Origin of the sequence: Paenibacillus sp. MZ03-122A, from assembly GCF_024213325.1 — a bacterium.
Classification (GTDB): Bacteria; Bacillota; Bacilli; order Paenibacillales; family Paenibacillaceae; genus Paenibacillus; species Paenibacillus polymyxa_B.
Genome location: NZ_JANAVI010000006.1, coordinates 145,199 through 165,991, shown reverse-complemented (window position 1 = coordinate 165,991; position 20,793 = coordinate 145,199). Strand labels below are relative to the sequence as shown.

Here is a 20,793-nt window from a genome sequence, read left to right as displayed (position 1 = left end):
TCCAGTAGGTCCAGTCGGCCCCGTAGGCCCGGTATCGCCAGTAGGCCCGATAGGTCCGGTAACACCTGTGTCGCCCGTGGCCCCCGTAGGCCCGACAGGTCCAGTAACACCAGTGTCGCCCGTGGCACCCGTAGGCCCGACAGGTCCGGTAACACCAGTGTCGCCCGTGGCCCCCGTAGGCCCGACAGGTCCGGTAACACCTGTGTCGCCCGTGGCCCCCGTAGGCCCGACAGGTCCGGTAACGCCAGTGTCGCCCGTAGCGCCTGTAGCACCAGTTGGGCCGGCAGGTCCGACTGGACCCACAGCTCCAGCTGCACTTGCTTTAACAAGAGCAACGGCATCAATAGCTACATCAGCGGTGTTAGCCAAGGCGTTTTTACTAATAACCAAAAAGGCATAGGCTGCGTTGGCTGGTACAGGAGCTGTTACTTCGTATAGGCTTTGCCATGTCCCATTCACAGCGTCTGGTAATGTACCTGCACTCAAATAGGTAGTTAGCCCCGTGCCAAGGAAGCTAAAGGTTGCGTCATAGTAATACAGAAAAATGTTAACTTGAGGACTGGACAGACTTCCTATTTTTGCAGCTGAAAGGCTTAACGTATAACTTTCGCCTGGTGCAGCAAAAACGACCTGGGAAAGAGATGCATCTACTGCGCCTCCTGTCAGGATCGCACTATAAAAGTTTGTCTTTTTTACAGATAAGTTAGTGACAGTCACATTGACAGAGCTCCAAAAAAGGGTTGATCCGATCTCGAAGTCGCCGTTAGAAACTAGATTGGTAAACAATACACTCATCGCTTTTATACACTCCCTTCACACGTTGTAATGATAGTAGATGCGAATCCATACCTTAGCGAACCGTACAAGTTTCTGAGGGTAGATGTGTAATTTTATGTTCACATTTCAGACACATTATTTTAAGCTTCTATTTAAGTGACGTTAAGCTGGAGTTATATGTGGGGGATTATTATTAGAATTTAAAAGTGTAGCATAAGGTGCGAGGGGACCGCTCCGCGAAGGCTTTGGGCTTCCGATCGCTGTTGCCGTGGGATTTTTCTGTGATTAAATAAGACATGTAAAGGTAAAAATCCCAAGGCAAAGGCGAACGCTGGCGCTTCTCCAGCTCCAAATCCTCCGCTCCGCTGCTACCCACTACTGATGCAACATTTTAGGGGGAGGGAAGTAGGAGGAGACCGCTCCGCGAAGGCTTTGGGCTTCCGATCGCTGTTGCCGTGGGATTTTTCTGTGATTAAATAAGACATGTAAAGGTAAAAATCCCAAGGCAAAGGCGAACGCTGGCGCTTCTCCAGCTCCAAATCCTCCGCTCCGCTGCTACCCACGACTGATGCAACATTTTAGGGGGAGGGAAGTAGGAGGAGACCGCTCCGCGAAGGCTTTGGGCTTCCGATCGCTGTTGCCGTGGGATTTTTCTGTGATTAAATAAGACATGTAAAGGTAAAAATCCCAAGGCAAAGGCGAACGCTGGCGCTTCTCCAGCTCCAAATCCTCCGCTCCGCTGCTACCCACGACTGATGCAACATTTTAGATGGGAGGGAAGTAGGAGGAGGCCCGCTTCGCGAAGGCTTTGGTCTTCCGAACTTATCGCTATGGAATTCTTTTGATATGTGTGTGTAGTTCGAAATGATTTGTCAATACGATAAAGGAAAGGGTGGAACATGTGCTCAAAGTGCAGCAGGTGAGCAAGTGGTATGAGGGCAACCGGGGTGTACATAAGCTGGATTTTGAAATGCAGCGCGGTGAAATTGTTGGTTTCCTGGGGCCGAATGGTGCGGGTAAAACGACGACGATGCGCATGATTACAGGATATCTTCAACCCAACGAGGGAGTGATTACGATTGATGGTATCCCGATTCAGGATAAGGGCAGACAGGCCCGTTCCAAAATCGGTTATCTGCCGGAGACTCCCCCTTTGTATGAGGATATGTCCGTAAGATCCTATTTGAAGTTTGTAGCTAGTATTCGGGACGTGCCTGCGAGAGAGCAGAAGCTACGTATTTCGGAGATGATTTCCAGGCTAGGACTGAATGGGCGGGAAAAACAATTAGTCCGCAGTTTGTCCAAAGGGTATAAACAGCGCTTGGGACTGGCAGGTGCGATTATTCATAACCCGGATTTACTGGTGTTGGATGAACCGACCTCGGGTTTGGACCCCAATCAGATTTTGGAGATTCGTCAGCTCATTCAGGAGATTGGCGAAAATCATACGGTATTGCTAAGTACGCATATATTGCCTGAGGTGGATGCGTTATGCAATCGTGTTCTCATCATCCATGAAGGGAAACTGGTCATGGATGGGCGCCCTGACGCGCTCGGCGGTTCGATGGAAGATGGATTCAAGGTGAAGGTGGAGGTCAGAGGGAAGCGTGAGCAGGTGCTGGATGTCCTGCGTACTTGGGGAAAAGTAGAGGTTGAATCTATGGCGGCCACGCAGCCTCCAGCGAACACGAAGCTGACTGCCGCAGAGCCAGATATGACCGAATTGCTACTCACAGGAGCCTCCGGTGAGGATTTTCGCGAAGAACTATTTTATGTGCTGTCTGATGCGAAGCTTCCGATTTTGGAGATGAAAAAAGAAAGCCTTAGCTTGGAAAATATCTTCCAGCAGTTAACGACCCGCGAGACGGAAGAAGGTCAGGTCAGCGATCCAGCAGTACAAGATCTACATTCCTCGGAGAATGCAGCCCCTACGGCTATCACGGTGGAGCATGGAGATGCTGCATCCGGCGACGATAAGGCTGAAGAAGATAAGGATACAGGAGGTAATCGGTCATGAGGCGTTTGTTCGCGGTCTGTCAAAAAGAGCTGCAAGCCTATCTGTGGACACCAACGACCTATTTTGCGCTTGCAGTGTACATGATGCTGACGGGGTTACTTTTTTATACAAATTTTGTTATGTATCAGCCTAGCATTCTGGACTATCGGCTGGTACTCGGTGACACCTTGTCCATGCTGGTGTTCGTCATCCCATTACTCACGATGAGGCTGGTTGCGGAGGAATTCAGGCAAGGTACGGATGAACTGCTGCTTACCTCCCCTGTGAGTGTGACGGAAATGATCGTGGGTAAATTTTTGGCGTCGCTGGGGATGTTGCTCATATTAGTGCTGTGCAGTCTAGCGTATCCGGTCGTGATGTCCTTTTATGGGTCGCTGGATTGGACACTGGTATTTACATCTGTGATCGGTCTATTTATGCTTGGCGCAGCCATGATGGCGATCGGCTTATTCGCTTCGACGCTTTCACAGCATCAGATGATGTCAGCGGTCGTCGGTTTTATTATTTTACTTGTGTTCTGGATGCTGGATTCGTTTGGTGGACAGACGGGTGCATCTGCGGCGGTACAGCAATGGCTGGAACCTTTTTCACTAACCGCACGGTTTGACAGTTTCACCAAAGGATTGCTGAATGGAGCCGATGTGATGTACTACGTGACAGTGGCGGTGCTCTTTTTGCTATTCAGCATCCAGGTGGTTGAACGGAAACGGTGGAGGTAATGAATATGAAAAAATGGCTGGGTCATACCAATAGTGTGGTACTATCAATTGCTGCTGTAGGGATTTTTATTTTATTGACGTTATTTCTGCGGTCGTTAGGGGGCTTTCAACTGGATCTGACGGCAGGCAAGCAGTATACGCTGTCTGACCAAACGTTGACGACCATCCAAGGTGTAAAGGAAGACGTACGGCTCATTGCTTTTACCGTATCTACTTCACAAAATCAGAAGCTGAACCGGGATGTTACGGACATGCTGAATGAATATGCCAAGCGTAACAACAAGCTCAAGGTCGAGCAATACGATCTGAATCAGGAACCGATACTGGCCAAGCAATATGGTGTTACTTCGGCATCTATTGTGTTGGTGCAGGGGGAGAAGAAGCGGGTTATAGATATTGGGAGTCTATTTACGCAAGCTCAGGGGAGTGGTGAAGGGGCATACCAATTTACCGGGGAAGAAAAGCTGACTAGTGGACTGCTGGGATTATCATCTACCCGTCAAGGGAAAGTGGTCTTTCTAACTGGACATGAGGAAATCCCATTGTCCCAAATGACTGAATTAAGCAGCTCACTGTCACAAGATAATGTGAAAACAGAGGAAGTTCAGCTTAATCAGGCGGGTAGCGTGCCTAAAGATGCGTCTGTATTGGCTATTGTCGGACCAGAACGTGATATCAGTGCAACGGAACTGAAGAGTATTCGTACGTATCTGAATGATGGCGGAAAGCTTTTTATGGCACTAGGCTTTCACCCGAACATGGGGTCCGATTGGAAAAACCTTGATGCATTAGCAGCTGATTATGGAGTGAAGGACACTCATGCCATCGTGGTGGATCAGGAACAGACGAATACACTTGGACCTCTATGGACGGTCCCTACCTTCGGCAGTCATGCGATCACCGATAAGTTGGAAGCTTCCAATCTGTACCCGGTTCTTTCACTGTCTATTGCTTTGCAGGCAGGAGAGCAGAAGGATTGGAAGACGACGCTTTTGATGAAATCTTCTGCAGCCAGCTATGGTGAAACGAATATCCAAGGACTGCTGAACAACGAAACGCAAAAGGATGACAAAGACCCGCAGGGGCCGCTGAATCTCGGTTATGCGGTAGAAGGGAAAGACGGCAAGCCCAAAGCCGTTATTCTCGGAACGTCGGCCCTCTTAAGCGACACTGAGATCAGCACAGGAGGCAATCGAGACTTTGTGCTGAACAGTCTGAATTATGTGCAGGAACACTCTGATGGGCTCACCATTCGTCCTCGTCAGGAGCAGGATTATAAGGTAGCTTACTTGACTCCTGCACAAGCGAAAACGATATTGACCATATCTGTCATCGGATTGCCGTTGCTGTTCGCGGTCATCGGAATCTTATTATGGTGGAGGCGAAGAAGAGCATGAGAAAATGGATACCCACAGTGCTACTGTTAGTTGTATTGGGAGCGGGTATAATCTATGCGAAGAGCCAAAACTTCTTTCGTGAACAAGCGCCGGCGGCTCGCCAGCTGGTTCAGCTTACGCAAGGGGATATTACGTCTTTCGCGATCACTGGAAAGGACGGCAAGTCGGTGGAACTTGAACAACATGATGGTCAATGGAGTATGAGCAAGCCACGGACTTACCCATTAAACCAATATACAATAGACAATTGGCTAGCAGCGATTGAAAATGTAAAGTTGGGTGAAGTGGTGGAATCTTCTCCTACAGACGTAGCCAAATATGGGATCAGCGCTACCAATGATCAGATTGAGATTAAGACCAAGAAGGGTGACGTTCGTACCTTTGCCTTCGGTGAAACGTTGCCTTCCGGAGATGCTGTTTATGTATTATCAGACAAAAAAGAGATAGCTTCTGTACCTATCGATACACTTTCAGGGTTGTTGCTGGGTGCTAATGATTTTATAGATACAACACCGTTCGATTGGGACGATACCAAGCTGAGCGGAATAGAGTGGGAAGGCCAAAATGCTTCATGGATGCTCAAATCCTCCGGTAACAGCGGAACCGGAGACAGTGCTTCCACATCTTGGACGCTGAACGGAAAGTCAGTAGCCAGTGACACGGCGACTTCCCTCTCGCAGCAAATCAAAAACCTAGCCAGCAGTCAGGCCTTGCGCAAAGCCTCTGAGCTGAACAAGCCTGTTCACCGCTTTACGCTGAGCGTATCGCTGGGTAAGGATGATTCCCAGCTGGTCTATCAGGGCTGGACGCTTAACGATGATCCAGATACCGTATGGATTGTACCGCCACAAAGTAACTGGGCTTATGGTCTGTCAGTATCTGACGTGAACCGTGCTGAACAGAATGGACACGACCAAGCTCAGACTGGAAAATAATCATTAGAATTAAATTAGCGCACAAAGAGGCTCCAACGGCGGATGATCGTCGTCTGGAGCTTCTTTGTGTTCGTTACTCGTCAGGTTTGCTGCTTTTGGAAGAAGAATTGTTAGTGTCGTTTAATTCTTGGATAACCTGAATCAGCTCATGAAGTGAGAGATCCAGCTTGTCCAGCTTTTCCTCCATCGTGTGCAGGATGTGCCGCAACAAAATAAAACAAAGTCCAGCTGGAAAGCCTACGTTGGTAACCAGAGAAAGAGCATCATCCATTTGCAATGTATTCCCTCCTTTTTAGCCATATATAAAGGAAGGTAAATTAAAAGAACCATATACAACTGATTGTAAAAATAGTATAATAAATAAGAACAAGTGTTCTGATTTTGGTTGTAGAATAGGTTTGGAAATTACCCTATAGTATGAGGATTAGAAAAAGTCAAATCCAAAGAGAAAGGGTGATTTACAATGGATCAGTCTCAGCTAACATTGGTAGAACAATATCGAAAGAAGCTGTACCGCATTGCCTGGAGAATCCAGTATCGTGCTCGGGTACAAACCAATCATGAATTTGTAATGGAAAAGAACGAAGCCGTCAGCGCCCCATCTTTTACAGAATCTTCAAACTCTAATATGTACACATTACAGCTTATCAACTCTCTATCTTCTGAGATCGGAAAAATGATCATCTTTGACCTTTACATACTAGACAAAACCGAAGCACAGATTGCAAAAGAGTTAAAGCTATCCCAACAGGCGGTGAATAAATGGAAAAAGAAAATGCTCAAAGAGTTATTTCGGATGCTGAGTTCGTCCAATTGCTAAAATTAGTACGAAGTGGAGATCAGGAGGCCATGTATAGGATACTTCAATTGTTCGAGGAAGACATTCAAAAGACCAGTCGGTATATTCGTATGTCCCGTGAAGATGCTGTCCAAAGCATTGTGACTGATTTTATAGAAGAACTGCGACAAGAGTTAAAAACAGTTCAATAGAAAAGTGGACAATGGATATAGCCTTGGCTATCCTTATCCGTAGGTTTACTTATTTAACGGAGGGCTTATAAGTTTATGAGTGATAACAGGGCTTCTTTTGAGAAAAGTATGAAGATGTACCCAGTCAACAGTATTCGTTCCAATGTCATCATTCTTGTTTTATTACTGTTAGATCTGTTTCTGGTTATCCCCTTAGTGGGAAATCCATACATTGCAGTTTACGTTTATGTACTGTTGCCACCGATTGTTATGATAAACATTTGGGCTCTAGTACTGGTCATCATGCCACGCAAATTGCAGTTGAATTACACTTTATTCCGTGGGGTATTTGGTTTGATTTGTTCTATAGGCTTCATGATCATGACACAAAAGTTTGCTTATGGCATGTTGGGTCTGGATACTTCATGGTATTTTATAGGTTCCTTTGCCCTTTATGGAGTCGCCTTGTATTCCTTTATAAAATATAATTTGGCGAAATTCAAAGATCCTTCAGAACATAAGAAAAAACCAAAAGTTAAGGAAAAAAACAAGAGAGCGCCTGTAGTGACGATCACCACATTTACTGGGGCTGGTTATCTGATAGCTAATGTTTCCCTCGGATTTGCTACACAACAATTAGTTGCCACAGTATTGATCAGTGTATACTCCATGCTGGCATTTGTTCTTTTCCATTTTATTATGGATTTACACCGCTACTATCGGCTTCATAAGCTGAGGAATCAGAATCAAACAACCGATTGAACACAAGAATGGGATTACAAAGTATTACCACTATCAAGAAGTTTTGTAATGAATAATAGCCTGCAAACGCCCCATATATGTAGGGGTTCGCAGGCTTTTTAGGTTGTAGATTTAATTAGTCAACATACTTATTGCCGTCAGCATCAATATAGATGGATTGAACAGCTGTGCGGCGGTACGGATAACCTGCCTCTGTGGTGCCGCTAATTTCATAGGTTACAGAATAGATGCCGGGCTTGTCCGCTTTGGATAGCTCTATTTGTCCGGTAGGGTTAACGGTTTTTTGCTGTACCGTCAAACCTTTGGAGGCAGAAGTGACTCCTTGCTGCGGGTCACCATAATATTGAACTTGGTAGGTAACTTGTGTAACGCTGTCCGGGGCATCCTGTGGTTTCAGGTTTAGCTTCGGGCCCACTGCATTCAGATTGTATTTCAGCTCTGGAACTTGAACAGCCTGGTAACGTGCAATCAGGAGATATGCTCCTTGATCAGGAACTATGACGTTCAGTTTATAGGTGCCCGGTTTTGGATTTTGAATGACGGCATTATGATGCCAGGCACCAGCAAAAATATCGTCATCATAGCCTGCTTTCAGATTAATAATTTCACTGGTACCGTCAGGCTTGGTTAGTTCCAGCTTACTCACACGTTTATCGCTGATCCAGTCCAGATCAATGGATTTGACACCATTTTCAACAGTGAGGGTTTCTGAGGCTTTTCCATTATAATCGCCGCCTCGGATAAAGTATGAATTATCGATCTCGTTATAGGTGGATTGTACAGCAGAAGCAGTCAGGGAAGATGCTGAAAGTGCTTCAGTTTCCTGATTCAATGCTGGAGTGTTCGCTTGGAGGTAGGGTTGGATCAGGGAGAAGACGTAAGAACCGGTACGAACCTTGGCATGATCCCAAGATCCGATTTTAACTACACGTCCGCCGGGGAGCTTAGCGTTGTCGACTGTGACCACCCCATCATTTTTACCAAAGGTTGAGAGGTAAAGTCCGCCGAGTATGTAGGAAGCAGTGCCGTCAGACCAGTTATCACCAGCAAACGTGAAGAATGGAATTGTAGTTGCGTTGCTGAGTGCATCGGTCTTGGATCGGAAATACTTCATATAAGATGTTTGTAAAGTAGAGGTACCGGGATTTTGTGAGCCGACGATGTCTGCCAGCCATCCGGCCCAGCTGCTATAGGCGAGATCTGCAAGTTGTGAGCCATGATGGGGACTGCTGAGGGTGATGACACGTTGAACATAAGGAGCAGCTCCGTTATATACGAGAGCGGTTTGAGTATCCACTCCACCTTTGCTGTGGGCGATGACAATGAGCTTTTTTCCAAAGTGATTACTGATGACCTTGATTTTGTCGGCTAAAAGCTTACCATTGTCCCACATATCCTGGGATGTACCATTTGTATCGTACAGATTAATGGTGGCCGTCTGGTATCCGGCGTCACGTGCGCGATGAAGCATGTCGTTATTATTTTTGGTCCAGACTTCAGCGCTACTGTTCAAACCATGTACGAATAATAATGCAGGTTTGGCAGGATCAACGCGATTAGGTGGTGGGCCTTCTGCCCAGCTTCCGGCGGGATCTTTCGGGGGTTGGGGTGTAGTGGAGCCTGCAAAAGCGCCGACGGGTACAAGGGTAACTGATAACAAAAAAATGAGCATCAAAACAGTGATCTTTTTCAAATCGAAAATCCTCCTTTGTAAAATAAAGTATTTTTCAAGCTTATTATACATGCCATCTTGTGGTAAATCATCAATTGTATTTCATATTTACATTAAAATTTTATTTTTTTAGTCATTTTTTAGTCAGGATATCCCTATGATTCATAGCGCATGATAATCTCGTCACACATTTTATAATGTATGGAGGATGAGTTCATGCCAGGAACTAAGAAGGTCATCAGTTTTACGATTTCTGCTGCTTTACTCGCCAGTATGGCTGCTTTGACCGGGTGCGGAAATGCCGATCATAACGTTCGTACGAACAGTACACGCTATAACGCGCAAAGCACACATCATATGGATGGTGTGAACCGTAATGGTATGGATGGTGTGAATCGTTATGGGGTTAAGTCCAATGGTATGGACGGGATGTCATTGAATGAAAATGGCAACCGAACCGGACATCCAGTCCGTAATCTGCAAGTCGATCGCAGTTTGTCCAAACGTATATCTGAGATGCCGGATGTAAAGTCTGCGACAGTGCTGGTCGGTGAACGACATGCCTATGTAGCCGTTTCCTTGAAAGACCAAGCCAACGGAACAGGTGTCGGTGCTCCAAGTATTGACGGTACTCCAGGTGCTAATAGTATTGGACGTAACGGTAATGTACCGAGTGTGAATGGCGTTAATGGCACTAGAGGAAACCGTACTACGGATACTACGACGCCTGGAATGACAGACAATGGAGTTGCCGGAAATGGAGTTACCGGAAATGGAGTTACCGGGAATGGAACGCCAGCGCGTCGTGATGACGGTTTATTCGGTACGATGGGTACAGGCTCGTACGGTATGTTGCGTGGCTTGACGGACAACAATCGCGGAGATAACGGAAACACCACAATCGAGGGAGCAAGAACTGCATATGAACCAAGTGATGCAGTCAAGAGCCGTATCGCGAATAAAGTTAAGCAATTTGCACCTTCGATTGAACAGGTACATGTATCCGCTAACCCGGATTTTGTCAAACAAGCCACTGACTTTACACACAGTGTGCAAAATGGTCATCCGATTAGAGGCTTGAGCAATGAAATGGTGGATGTGATTGAACGTGTATTCCCGACCTCGGCGGCTGATACAAACCGTCCAATGGAAAATACAGCACCCACACGTCCACAAAATCATACGCCCGCGCCGATGAATCATCGCTAATTCAAACCCTATAAGTGTGTGCAATGCCAAAGAAAGAGCTATCCATCTCAGCGAATACGCTGGTGGATAGCTCTTTAGTTTTGGGGAATGATAACTATAACTGAATTATTTGCGCAATCCTTTAATCCATACGCCTTGCAGCTTTAAGTCTCCATCCAGTAACAGGATATCTGCTTGTTTACCTGCTTCAAGCGAACCTGTACGATCAGCAATGTGCAAGGATCGAGCCGGATTCAGGCTGGCCATTTGTGATGCCGCGGGAATACTCATACCCACATGTTGAACCAAATAGCGGAAGCCTTCAATCATCGTTAGTGTGCTTCCTGCCAAAGTGACCCCATCCTCCAGTCGTGCTACACCGCCCTGCACGATCACCGGCAAATCGCCGAGCGTATATTTCCCGTCTTCCAGACCAGTAGCAGACATGGCATCTGTGATGAGAATGAGATTATGATCCTGCTTTAACCTAGCGAGCAGGGAAATGGCGGCGGGATGCACATGAATGCCGTCCGCGATGATTTCTGCTTCAATGCGCGGATCAGCAAGTACGGCTCCGGCGGCTCCCGGCTTGCGATGATGCAGCGGAGTCATAGCATTAAACGCATGCACCGCATGGTTCAGCCCCGCCGTCGCTGCCTGTTCAACCTCTTCATACGTAGCATCTGTATGACCGAGAGCCGCGGTAATGCCATGGCTGCAAAGCCATGCAATCAGTTCCAGCGCTCCTTCCCGTTCGGGCGCAAGCGTGAGCTGGCGAACAAGGCCTGGATAGCGCTGCTCCCATTCTGCCACCCATGACAGATTCGGTGGCACGATATGTTCCGGGTTTTGCGCTCCCGGCCAGTTCGGACTGATGAACGGCCCTTCTAAATGTACGCCCTCCAACTGAGCATAAGGCATAGGTAGTGCCATATAAGCGTGAACTTCACTCAATACTCGGTCAATCTGTTCCTTGGGCGCGGTCATGGTGGTAGCCAGCATGGCCGTCGTTCCTTGTGAACCGTGAAAGGAGGTGATCGTATCCAGCACCTTTGGACTGGAGTCCATAAAGTCCTCACCGTTACCGCCGTGAACATGAATATCAATAAAGCCTGGTAGCAGATAGCCTCCTTCCAGACGCACAATTTTTACCGCTCTCGCTGCACTTTCTTCCTGATTTGCCAAGACTACCGATGTCCAATCGGCGGGCAAATTTCCCTCGGAACCAGCATAAACAATGGACTGCCCCTCAATGACGACAACCCCTTTTTCAATGATGTCATTTCCAACGACAACTTGCCCATACAGTAGCTGGGGTACGTTACCACTCATTTCATCTGACTTCAATTGAACCATCCTCCCGCTTTCTGATCCAGTAAAATAAGTACGTTGGGGTGACATTGCAGCAAAGAAGCCGGACACTCAGTCGTGACAGGTCCAGTTAAAGCCTGCTTTATAATGTCGGCCTTATCCGCACCAAAAGCCACCAGTATAATTTGCTTCGCCTTGAGAATCGTGCCTACTCCCATCGTAACTGCTTGCCTGGGTACAGCATCTATTTCGCCAAAAAATCGAGCATTGGCCGAGCGCGTACTTTCTTTCAAATCTACAACATGTGTGGCCCCAGCCAAGCTGTGACCGGGTTCGTTAAAGCCGATATGCCCATTATGACCAATGCCAAGCAACTGCAGATCCACGGGGCCATGATCCAGAATAGCCTGCTCGTGCGCTGCACATTCTGCTGCCAGATCTAGTGCATTCCCGTCAGGAACACGTGTATGGGATATGGGAATGTCGATATGCTGGAACAAGTGCTCATTCATAAAGCTTCGATAGCTCTGCGGATGTTCTGGGGGAAGACCAACATATTCATCAAGATTCACGGAATAGGCGCGTGCAAAACTGACCTGTTCCTTGCGGTACATATCTGCAAGATGTTGGTAAATGCCAATCGGCGTACTACCGGTGGCCAGGCCAAGCATAGCCTGTGGTTTGGATAGTAGCAAGCTAGCGATCACAGCGGCGGCAGTAGCGTTCAGGTCTTCACGGCTGTTCAAAATGCGTATGTTCATCTTAGTGACCCCCTGGTTGTTTTTTGAGCTTGCTCACTTGTTGATATGAACCTTCCAATCTTGGAATATATTTGTCAAAATCCGAGCTCACCATACCTGTAAACAGAATATCTATAATATGAAGCTGGGCGATGCGAGAGGCCATATCCCCACGTCGCATTCCTTCCTCCAATGAAGAGGAAAATAGCGCAATATCCGCAAGGCCTGCCAGCGTATTGTTTCCGAAGGAGGTTAGGGATAGTGTCTTGGCCCCCTGTTCCTTTGCACAGCGTAGAGCCGCAATGGTCTCCTGGGTTTCCCCTGAATAAGAGACGGCAAAGGCGACATCTTCCGCTCCGAGCGAGGAGGCAGAGGTGATCTGCATATGGGAATCTGCAAAGGCAGTGCTGTTCTTGCCAATACGGATGAGCTTCTGGTAAAAATCCTGGGCCACAATCGACGATGTCGCCATGCCATAAAGATCAATGCGGCTCGTGGCTGACAGCCATGCAATGGCCTGCTCCAGCTTGTCGAAATCCAGCAGTCGGGTCGTGTCTGCAATGGATGCGGTATGGTTCGCCTGAATAGCCTGCACGATTCGGGAAAGTGAATTTCCGGCGACAATATCCTGATAGGATTCTTCACCATTACGGTTGGAATGAGACAACTCGGCGGCCAGCTTCATTTTGAAATCGGGATAGCCTTTAAAATGTAGTGATTTGCAAAACCGCGTAACGGTCGCCGCACTTACACCACAACGCTCTGACAGCTCCCGAATACCCAGATGCAACACATCTTCCGGGGATTGCAGGATGGATTCCGCCAGCTTGCGCTCCTGTACGGGCAGCTGCTCCAGTCTATGGGCTAATGTATGAAGAATGGGGGACATGAGCTGTGCTCCTTTGGCTGTAGAGTGTTTGTTTGAAAATAAGTATCGTATATAAGGAGTATTTAGAGAAAAACATTTTCACGTGTATTGTAAAATAATTCTGCTGCTCATGCAAGAGATGTGAGAAGAATTTTTATTAGATTTTGCGAAAAAATAGCCAGCGAAAATTGTAGAAGTTATCATACATTAATTTACATATTGCGAGTTTTACTTACAAAACAACCTATTGACTTGTCTCTTCATTGGAGGAGTATAATTGAATAAAGTTCCAGTGAAGGAATTTTTCTAGGAGCTTTCTTTGCAGAGGGCATCGTTGGGTGGAACGAACAGAATCTCATTCACAAGGAGGAGTTTGCTATGCAAAGCCAAGTGATTGAAATGATCAGCGCGGTTAAGGAAGATCCTGAACTGGTCGCTAAGCTGGATGGACATTCGGACATTATTCATGATGCGGGACTGGATTCGTTGCAGTTGGTTCATTTCATGCTGCAAGTGGAGGATGCGTTTGATGTGGAGATTGATTTTGATTCCTTTGAGCTAGAGCATTTGAGCTCGGTAGATGCGTTTTGCAGCTACATTCAGGGGATCAGCGATGCGGAACAAGCGCCGTATCTGGAAGGAATGGAGACGGTCTGACGTACAGCTAGGTACATGTGCCTGAAAATCCATTAAACGAGGTGTTAGCATGCAGCCCAAAAGCAATGTGCTGATTGATGAGAAAGCGTTCAAGCTCATCAAGCGTAACCTGAAAAACGCTTCTGTATCTTACCGTAACGCCACACAGGACCCTACTTTCAAAACGGACATGCCCCAGACGATCGGCATTAAGCTGACTAACCGCTGCAACCTGAGATGTACACACTGCTTTGAATGGAACGAGGAAGGCTACCATCACCAAATGGATAAAGAAGAACAAAACATGGATCTTGCTCCGGACATGCTCCGGCAAATTTTGAGCGAAACCAAGGAAGCCAAGTCCAGACTGTACATGTGGGGCGGCGAACCGATGTTTCATCGACGTTTTGATGAAATTTTGGACGTGCTGGCGGAAGATCGGCGCGAAATGACCTTTTGTACAAATGGGTTACTTATTGATAAATATTTGGACCGGATTTTGGATTTGTCCGAAAATCTGGAGTTATTAATAGCGATTGAAGGTTTTGAAAGAGAACACGATTTAATCCGCGGTAAAGGCACTTTTCAAAAAACAATGCGGCAGATGGATAAGCTGATTGAACTGCGCGACCAGGGATTGTACAAGGGACGGGTAACTGTCCATGCGGTCATTAACGATAACATGATCGGACGGATGTACGAATTTCTGCAAATGCTGGAGGACAAAAGGCTGGATCTGGTGCTGCTGACGTTCCCCTGGTACATTTCCAAAGAAACCTCCCTCAAAATGGATGAATATTTTACACGTAATTTCTCCTGGCTCCGACAACTTGAAGAAAAAAATATTAGTAGCTGGCATGCTTTCAAATATAAAATCAACCCGGATAACATCGATCCTCTGATGCAGGAACTACAGCGGATCAATGAGCGAGTATGGAACATTCGCGTGCGCTATCAGCCCGGTTTGGATTATGAGGAAATTGATAAATTCATCCATGGCGAGGAAATGGTCAGCCGTTGTTCCAATCATTGTTTGGCGCTCACCTCCAGAACAGATATTTTACCAGACGGGAAGGTCATGCCTTGCAAATTTTTCAGTGAATTCACGATTGGAAGCATGCGTGAGCATAGTCTGAAGGAGATATGGAACTCGGATGCGTATGAGAAAACTCGTCAAAAGATTAATCATGAAGGATTGACTCCGGTGTGCTCCAAATGCAGCGTATTGTATCTGCATGGGGCAGGCTCTCTGAAGTACATTTAGTTTTCTATGGATGTTGTTTGTTACTGGATGGAAGAGAGAGGGATGATGACAAGACGTGACGACTAAAACGATTAACCTTGTGGAAGCGCTTGCGCATGAACGAGACCATGGAGTCCTGATTTGGCTGTTTAATATCGGCGCAGAGCAAGTGTGGCATCCATCCCCCCGCAAGGGGGGCATGGTAGACCGGGATGAACAGCAAGTCGTAAACCGGATGGAGGAAATGAATCTCCTGCTATGTCGAAGTCAGGATGTCATTGTACTTCGGGAACAGCCGGATAAGGCGTTTCTGGACATGCTTCAACGATTGGGCTTTAGCCTGCCGCGTATTGAGGTGCCGGAGCCTTCTGATCCGCTAACGCCGATTTCAGAGCTGGTGCTGGCGGATGAGGCGCTTTTGGCACGACTGCGTACGGTTGCAGATGCAGGCCACAGCAGCGGCGGAGCCAAAGCGTGGCTCGTCCCCTATGCGGTCACACCGCAGGAGGAAGCGATCGCGGAGCTTTGCGGGCTGGAGCTGATCGGCGCTCCATCCGCGGTCAGTGCTCAGGTGAATGATAAAATATTCAGCCGCCTGACCGCGCAAAAGCTTGGTTTTGCTGTCAGCGAAGGCGCTGTATGTGCAGACGAATCGGCGATCCGCAGGGAGTGTGCCAGACTGGCTGACTTATCGGATGGACCTGTGAAGCTGATTATCAAGCAGCCGCACGGTGCCTCGGGACAAGGCATGTATATGCTGGACGAGCTGTCCAAGCTGGACACGCTGCTGAGTGTGATGAGGCGCTTTGGCGGCTCGTCGCCATCTTCCGGCGGCTGGCTGGTGGAGCGCTGGCACAATAAGCAGATGGATCTGAACTACCAGCTCTGCATTGACGAGGGCGGTGGTGTGACGATGTTTTCGCTAAAAAGACAAAACGTGGATGGCACCGTATATATCGGATCTCAAGTGCCGGCTGAGATTGGTGATGCGCTGGAGGAAGAAGTGAGACGTTGCGCCTATCAGCTGGGTACGTATCTCTATTCCATTGGGTACACAGGAATGGCCTCTATTGACGGTTTTGTTGACGAAGAAGGTTTGCTGGTTCCAGTTATTGAGATTAACGGTAGGTTTACGTTATCTACCTATATTTCATTCCTGTCATCCGTTCTGGGAGAACAGCATAAAACATTATCCCGTTATTACCGCAACGTTACCGCTACACCTCTCACTTACAGCCGCTTGTGCGGGTTGCTCGCGGAGGAGGGCTTGCTCTATACGCCCGAACGTCCAGAAGGGGTGTTTGTGTATACGGCGGGTACATTGTCTGGTATCCCTGTGAAGCGGGGCTATGTGAACCGGATTTTCACACTTATTTTGGCAGACAGCTGGCAGGAAGCTGATGCGTATGCGCACAAATTGGAAGGTATCATTGCTGGATTAGGATGCTCATAAATTGGAGGGAATCAAAAATGAAAACAGATGTATACCATGTAGTACCCTTGCTGGAAAAGATTTTGAAGCTGGCTCCGGGAGAACTGGAACAGTTGACTCCGGATCAGGATCTGCGAACCTTGGGGCTGAATTCCTTATCGGCTGTGGAATTAATTGTAGAGTTGGAAAATGAGCTTGATATTACGATGGAGGACGACGATCTAGTGCTGGAGCATCTATCTACACTGCAAGGCATTGAGCGTCTGCTGGGCAAATATGCATAAGGGCGCCGAAAAGACAAGGTTGATGCAGGGATCCGATATGGAGACTCGTCATGATTCCGTTGTGGACTATGGTGCAGAAGAAGTGGCAAACGCTCTTCCAGGGAAACATTGTGTATATTCTTCCCTGCGTACCTCATTGCGGAGGTACGGGGTGAACATGGCCGAATCCGAGCTATTCATGCTGTGTGGGAGTATGTGCGCAGAGTATGGTGGAGATTTGAAGCGCTTCGGACCTGAGAAATATCCAGAGCAGCTTCAAGAAATGGCAGCCAGTGGCGGACCTGTTATTCGGGTGGAACCGTGGGTCGCAGGTGTCAGCGATGAAACCGACCTGTTGCGGGTACTCACATCGGGCTACGGTACCATGCTGCATACGTCGAGCACTGCTTTAACCTATCACGATGTATATGTGAAAAATTACCCAAGGGGCCACGTGATTGAGTTGTGCGGGTTGGACTTGCAAGAACGGACAGCACAGGTGAATGATAGCTTTCTGCTCGATTCCTCGGGACATGCCATGACTTATGTGGGCTCAGCCCGGCTCGACGATCTGATGCAGGGTATTATTGAGTATGCATGGCTGGTGGAGCAGCCTGCCCCGCTTTCGCCAAGTGAGATGCATGCTGCGTGTGCTCATCATATTCGACAGTATTTGACTGGACACGAAGCCATCTGGAGAGGCGTACCTACGTCTAATGAGTCGGAAAGTCAAACGGGGAAAGCTGTAACAGGCAAGCAGGTCAAGCGGGGAGATGAGGGGTACCGGGCATTTGTCGGTGACTTCCGTCTGTTGGCAGACATGGAGGATCAGGATTTTCGGACGTACTGTCATGAAATCTATTACAATCTGCGATTGGGCAGTGCCCTTCATTTGACGGATTATACAGCTGATTATTGCCTGCTGCATCAAGCTACGCTGGGGCCACAAACACAGCACGTAATTGAATTGGCACAGGGGCTGTACGCGGATTGGCACAAGCTTAATCTGCATATTTACAAAACAGGGCTTCAACTGCGCAAGCATCGGATGCCTGAGATTACGGAACGAGCTTTGCATTTAATTGAAAGACAGCGGCATATGCTGGAGGAACTGATGATTTTAGCAGAGCAAGCAGCCGAGTAGGCCAAGCACTCGGCCTTATCAGGCACGTTCATCCAGGGGTTACGCGCAGAGGAAAGAGGAGGGGAATTGATTGCCGTCCATTACATTAAACCAATTGTCGAAAACATTTACGTACTACAAAAAGGAGCCGGGCGTGCGCAAATCGTTACAAAACTTGTTCAGGCGTGAGCAGCTGACCAAAGAGGCTGTACAAAATGTCAGCTTTAGCATTGAGGAAGGCGAAATTGTCGGATTTCTCGGTCCAAATGGAGCGGGCAAAACAACGACGCTCAAAATGCTGTCTGGCATTCTTCATCCCACGGACGGGGAGGCATACGTACTCGGCTTTACCCCGTGGAAACGACAAAAAGAGTTTAAACGTCAGTTTTCCATTGTAATGGGACAGAAAAACCAGCTCTGGTGGGATTTGCCTGCAAGCGAGTCATTCGAACTGAACAAGCTTATCTATGAAATCGATGACAACTGTTATAAAGAGGCGCTGGATGAACTGGTCACCCTGCTTGGGGTGGAGGAGCAGCTTCATGTGCAGGTTCGGCGGTTGTCTCTCGGCGAGCGTATGAAAATGGAACTGATCGCCGCGCTGCTGCATCGTCCACGGGTCATTTTGCTGGATGAGCCGACCATCGGACTGGACCTTGTTTCTCAGCGGCGGATTCGAGAGTTTTTCAAAGCCTATAACCGAACGCACCGGACGACCATCCTGCTGACAAGCCACTACATGAAGGATATTGAGGATTTGTGCAGTAGATCCATCATTATCAGCGGGGGCAGATTGGTCTATGACGGAGACTTACACAAGGTGAATGAGGTCATCGGTGCACGTAAATTACTTAAGGTTCGACTGGAGTCCCCTGTATCCAACCTAACGTTGGCGAGCCTCGGCAAACTTCGCTCCAATTCGGAGCTGGAGGCGGTATTTGAACTGGATGCAGAAGATACCTTGGCTTGGTCCAAAAAGATTTTGGACGCACTGCCTGTCGTTGATTTTACGATTGAGGACGTCCCGCTGGAAGAGGGGATAGCCAATTTGTACGATGGGGGCAGGCTGGCCGATGCGAAATAACAAATATGTGAAGGTACTCCAGCTTGGTATGCAAAATGAAATGGAGTATCGGGCTAATTATTGGCTCCAAATGGCGGGATTTATGCTGCCGATCATGACGCAAATTTTTCTCTGGCTAGCTGTATTCGGTTCTTCGGGACAAGCAAGAGTGCTGGGCTATTCTCTGCCAGAAATGCTGGTGTATGTGGTCATGGCGGGAGTAACTGGGAAACTGATTGCTACGGGTTTTGAATACGAAATTGCTACAGATATCAAGGAAGGTGGACTGGCAAAATTCATGGTACAGCCTGTGCATTATTTTGCTTACCGTTTTTGCCGGTTTATCGGAGGCAAAGTCATACAGTCCGCGGTCGTGCTGCTGGCGGCTGCTATTTTGCTGTTATGTCTTAGCTTGGAAGGACAAATCAGCTTCGGGCTATCGTACATCTTGCTTTACATATTGGCGTTGCCGGGAGCGCTTGTGCTTAATTTTGTGGTCTATTATGCGCTGAGCGGCATAGCCTTTTGGGTGACGGAATCGGCGGGGCTATTTTATACGCTGTCGCTTGTCATTTACGTAGCTAGCGGTACCGTGTTTCCGCTGACGATTTTTGGAGATGTTTTGGCCCGTCTGTTCAGTCTGCTGCCGTTCAGCTACACCGTATTTTTTCCGGTGAATGCGTTAACGGGCAAGCTGACTTTGCTGGAAGCCGCTAAAGGCATTGGCGTGCAATGGCTCTGGATTGTAGTGCTGGCGGCCGTATCACGCTGGGTGTGGCAAGCCGGGGTCAAACGCTTTGTCTCGGTGGGAGGTTAACATGAAAAATGTTTTCCGAAACGTTAGGCGCTACATCAGACTGTACTGGAAGTTTGTCCAGTTTTCCGTCATGTCGCAGATGGAATACCGCATTAATTTTATAACGGCATTTCTGGTTGAAACAGCTTATTTGCTCATCAAGCTGCTGTACGCATCGGTTCCATACCGCGCCGGGACGGACATTAACGGCTGGTCTCCTGACGCCATATTGTTATATATCGGCGTGTTTACGATGATGAGCGGATTTTATAGTGGATTGTTCTACAGTAATTTTACAAGCCTGCCTGACAAAATTCGTACCGGCTCACTGGATGTGCTCATGACCAAACCCGTATCACTGCAATTTATGGTGACACTGCGTCAATTTGAACTAGGCTATACCGTGCCGAATGTAATTGGCGGCGGAATTATGACAGGCATCGGCTGGTATCGGCTCGGATTGCCATTTAATTTTGAAACCACAGGAGGGTTCTCTGTGCTGCTCGGATGCGGAGTGCTTACGGCATACTCCGTATTTTTGCTCCCCCAACTGCTAGCCTTCTGGATTATCCGCACGAACGGCGTTACGGAGCTGTCCAACAGCATTTTCGAGACAAACTATGTGCCGATGGCCGTGTACAGTAATCTGATTCAGCGTATCGGTTTGTTCGTGCTTCCAGTGTTTGTCATTTGTAATTTTCCGCCCATGTTCATTCTCGGCAAAATGGATACCGGGTTGGTGGTATGGGCATTTCTCGCACCTCTCTGGCTGCTGGCGATCATCCGCCTGATATGGCAGTTTGCTCTACGTGATTATACGAGCGCGAGCCAGTAGCGCTACCGTGTAGTGGGCCAATAATGAAGCAGGAAAGGAAGCGAATC

The 20,793-nt window shown here is 47.8% G+C and carries 22 protein-coding genes; 16 read left to right on the top strand and 6 right to left on the bottom strand.

The window, feature by feature from the left end; translation table 11 throughout:
- Positions 1 to 795 (bottom strand): NTTRR-F1 domain (locus NLX74_RS25680; protein WP_302058610.1); only part of this gene is annotated, 795 nt, incomplete at its 3' end.
- A gap of 883 nt (positions 796 to 1,678) precedes the next feature.
- On the opposite strand from NLX74_RS25680, the gene NLX74_RS15010 reads away from it, so the two are divergent.
- Genes NLX74_RS15010 through NLX74_RS14995 form a run of 4 tightly spaced genes read left to right on the top strand, consistent with a single transcriptional unit; the run spans position 1,679 to position 5,845 of the window.
- A complete protein-coding gene (locus NLX74_RS15010) occupies positions 1,679 to 2,794 on the top strand; it encodes an ABC transporter ATP-binding protein (protein ID WP_254329187.1) in 1,116 nt (371 codons plus the stop codon).
- On the top strand, positions 2,791 to 3,513 hold the full coding sequence (locus tag NLX74_RS15005) for an ABC transporter permease (RefSeq protein ID WP_254329186.1): 723 nt from the start codon (positions 2,791 to 2,793) through the stop codon (positions 3,511 to 3,513). The genes NLX74_RS15010 and NLX74_RS15005 overlap by 4 nt, the downstream gene beginning before the upstream one ends.
- Before the next feature lie 5 nt (positions 3,514 to 3,518).
- Positions 3,519 to 4,910 carry a GldG family protein gene (locus NLX74_RS15000; RefSeq protein ID WP_254329185.1) on the top strand — a complete coding sequence of 464 codons (1,392 nt, stop codon included), beginning with the start codon at positions 3,519 to 3,521 and terminating at the stop codon, positions 4,908 to 4,910.
- On the top strand, positions 4,907 to 5,845 hold the full coding sequence (locus NLX74_RS14995; RefSeq protein WP_254329184.1) for a DUF4340 domain-containing protein: 939 nt from the start codon (positions 4,907 to 4,909) through the stop codon (positions 5,843 to 5,845). Before NLX74_RS15000 ends, NLX74_RS14995 begins: the two co-directional genes overlap by 4 nt.
- Before the next feature lie 73 nt (positions 5,846 to 5,918).
- Here the strand turns inward: NLX74_RS14995 and NLX74_RS14990 are convergent, their stop codons facing one another.
- A complete protein-coding gene (locus NLX74_RS14990; RefSeq protein WP_223822138.1) occupies positions 5,919 to 6,116 on the bottom strand; it encodes a YvrJ family protein in 198 nt (65 codons plus the stop codon).
- A 192-nt stretch (positions 6,117 to 6,308) separates the two neighbouring features.
- On the opposite strand from NLX74_RS14990, the gene NLX74_RS14985 reads away from it, so the two are divergent.
- From NLX74_RS14985 to NLX74_RS14975, 3 genes are all read left to right on the top strand, one after another.
- Positions 6,309 to 6,665, top strand: coding sequence for a hypothetical protein (locus NLX74_RS14985; RefSeq protein ID WP_069290276.1), 357 nt, complete (start codon positions 6,309 to 6,311; stop codon positions 6,663 to 6,665).
- Entirely contained in the window at positions 6,608 to 6,835 is a 228-nt protein-coding gene (locus NLX74_RS25675; protein WP_081112418.1) for a helix-turn-helix domain-containing protein, read from the top strand. Before NLX74_RS14985 ends, NLX74_RS25675 begins: the two co-directional genes overlap by 58 nt.
- A 75-nt stretch (positions 6,836 to 6,910) precedes the next feature.
- A complete protein-coding gene (locus NLX74_RS14975) occupies positions 6,911 to 7,576 on the top strand; it encodes a hypothetical protein (protein ID WP_254329183.1) in 666 nt (221 codons plus the stop codon).
- Between the two features lie 115 nt (positions 7,577 to 7,691).
- Here the strand turns inward: NLX74_RS14975 and NLX74_RS14970 are convergent, their stop codons facing one another.
- A complete protein-coding gene (locus NLX74_RS14970) occupies positions 7,692 to 9,269 on the bottom strand; it encodes an esterase/lipase family protein (protein ID WP_235308485.1) in 1,578 nt (525 codons plus the stop codon).
- Between the two features lie 195 nt (positions 9,270 to 9,464).
- On the opposite strand from NLX74_RS14970, the gene NLX74_RS14965 reads away from it, so the two are divergent.
- Complete coding sequence (locus NLX74_RS14965; RefSeq protein WP_254329182.1) at positions 9,465 to 10,457, top strand: YhcN/YlaJ family sporulation lipoprotein; 993 nt, start codon at positions 9,465 to 9,467, stop codon at positions 10,455 to 10,457.
- Positions 10,458 to 10,562: 105 nt separating this feature from the next.
- Here the strand turns inward: NLX74_RS14965 and nagA are convergent, their stop codons facing one another.
- Genes nagA through NLX74_RS14950 form a run of 3 tightly spaced genes read right to left on the bottom strand, consistent with a single transcriptional unit; the run spans position 10,563 to position 13,376 of the window.
- The gene (nagA, locus tag NLX74_RS14960; protein WP_254329181.1) at positions 10,563 to 11,783 is read right to left on the bottom strand and encodes an N-acetylglucosamine-6-phosphate deacetylase; all 1,221 of its coding nucleotides are present in this window, start codon (positions 11,781 to 11,783) and stop codon (positions 10,563 to 10,565) included.
- Positions 11,780 to 12,508: a glucosamine-6-phosphate deaminase gene (nagB, locus tag NLX74_RS14955; RefSeq protein WP_069290271.1), complete on the bottom strand. Its 729-nt coding sequence runs from the start codon at positions 12,506 to 12,508 to the stop codon at positions 11,780 to 11,782. The genes nagA and nagB overlap by 4 nt, the downstream gene beginning before the upstream one ends.
- Before the next feature lies 1 nt (position 12,509).
- Positions 12,510 to 13,376: a MurR/RpiR family transcriptional regulator gene (locus NLX74_RS14950; RefSeq protein WP_061828876.1), complete on the bottom strand. Its 867-nt coding sequence runs from the start codon at positions 13,374 to 13,376 to the stop codon at positions 12,510 to 12,512.
- A gap of 357 nt (positions 13,377 to 13,733) precedes the next feature.
- Between NLX74_RS14950 and NLX74_RS14945 the strand changes: the two genes are divergently transcribed.
- From NLX74_RS14945 to NLX74_RS14910, 8 genes are all read left to right on the top strand, one after another.
- Positions 13,734 to 14,012: an acyl carrier protein gene (locus tag NLX74_RS14945; RefSeq protein WP_235308490.1), complete on the top strand. Its 279-nt coding sequence runs from the start codon at positions 13,734 to 13,736 to the stop codon at positions 14,010 to 14,012.
- 49 nt (positions 14,013 to 14,061) lie between these two features.
- Positions 14,062 to 15,255, top strand: a complete 1,194-nt coding sequence (locus NLX74_RS14940) for a radical SAM/SPASM domain-containing protein (protein ID WP_061828875.1) — start codon at positions 14,062 to 14,064, stop codon at positions 15,253 to 15,255.
- Between the two features lie 55 nt (positions 15,256 to 15,310).
- Positions 15,311 to 16,687, top strand: a complete 1,377-nt coding sequence (locus NLX74_RS14935) for a preATP grasp domain-containing protein (RefSeq protein WP_254329180.1) — start codon at positions 15,311 to 15,313, stop codon at positions 16,685 to 16,687.
- Between the two features lie 17 nt (positions 16,688 to 16,704).
- Positions 16,705 to 16,950, top strand: coding sequence for an acyl carrier protein (locus NLX74_RS14930; protein ID WP_023990061.1), 246 nt, complete (start codon positions 16,705 to 16,707; stop codon positions 16,948 to 16,950).
- Positions 16,951 to 16,987: 37 nt separating this feature from the next.
- Positions 16,988 to 18,073 (top strand): hypothetical protein, encoded by a 1,086-nt coding sequence (locus NLX74_RS14925; protein ID WP_254326768.1) that lies wholly within the window; start codon positions 16,988 to 16,990, stop codon positions 18,071 to 18,073.
- Positions 18,074 to 18,143: 70 nt separating this feature from the next.
- Positions 18,144 to 19,136 (top strand): ABC transporter ATP-binding protein, encoded by a 993-nt coding sequence (locus tag NLX74_RS14920; protein ID WP_254329179.1) that lies wholly within the window; start codon positions 18,144 to 18,146, stop codon positions 19,134 to 19,136.
- Positions 19,126 to 19,932, top strand: coding sequence for an ABC transporter permease (locus tag NLX74_RS14915; RefSeq protein ID WP_061828871.1), 807 nt, complete (start codon positions 19,126 to 19,128; stop codon positions 19,930 to 19,932). The genes NLX74_RS14920 and NLX74_RS14915 overlap by 11 nt, the downstream gene beginning before the upstream one ends.
- Before the next feature lies 1 nt (position 19,933).
- Positions 19,934 to 20,746, top strand: coding sequence for an ABC transporter permease (locus NLX74_RS14910; RefSeq protein WP_254329178.1), 813 nt, complete (start codon positions 19,934 to 19,936; stop codon positions 20,744 to 20,746).
- Positions 20,747 to 20,793: the final 47 nt, after the last annotated feature.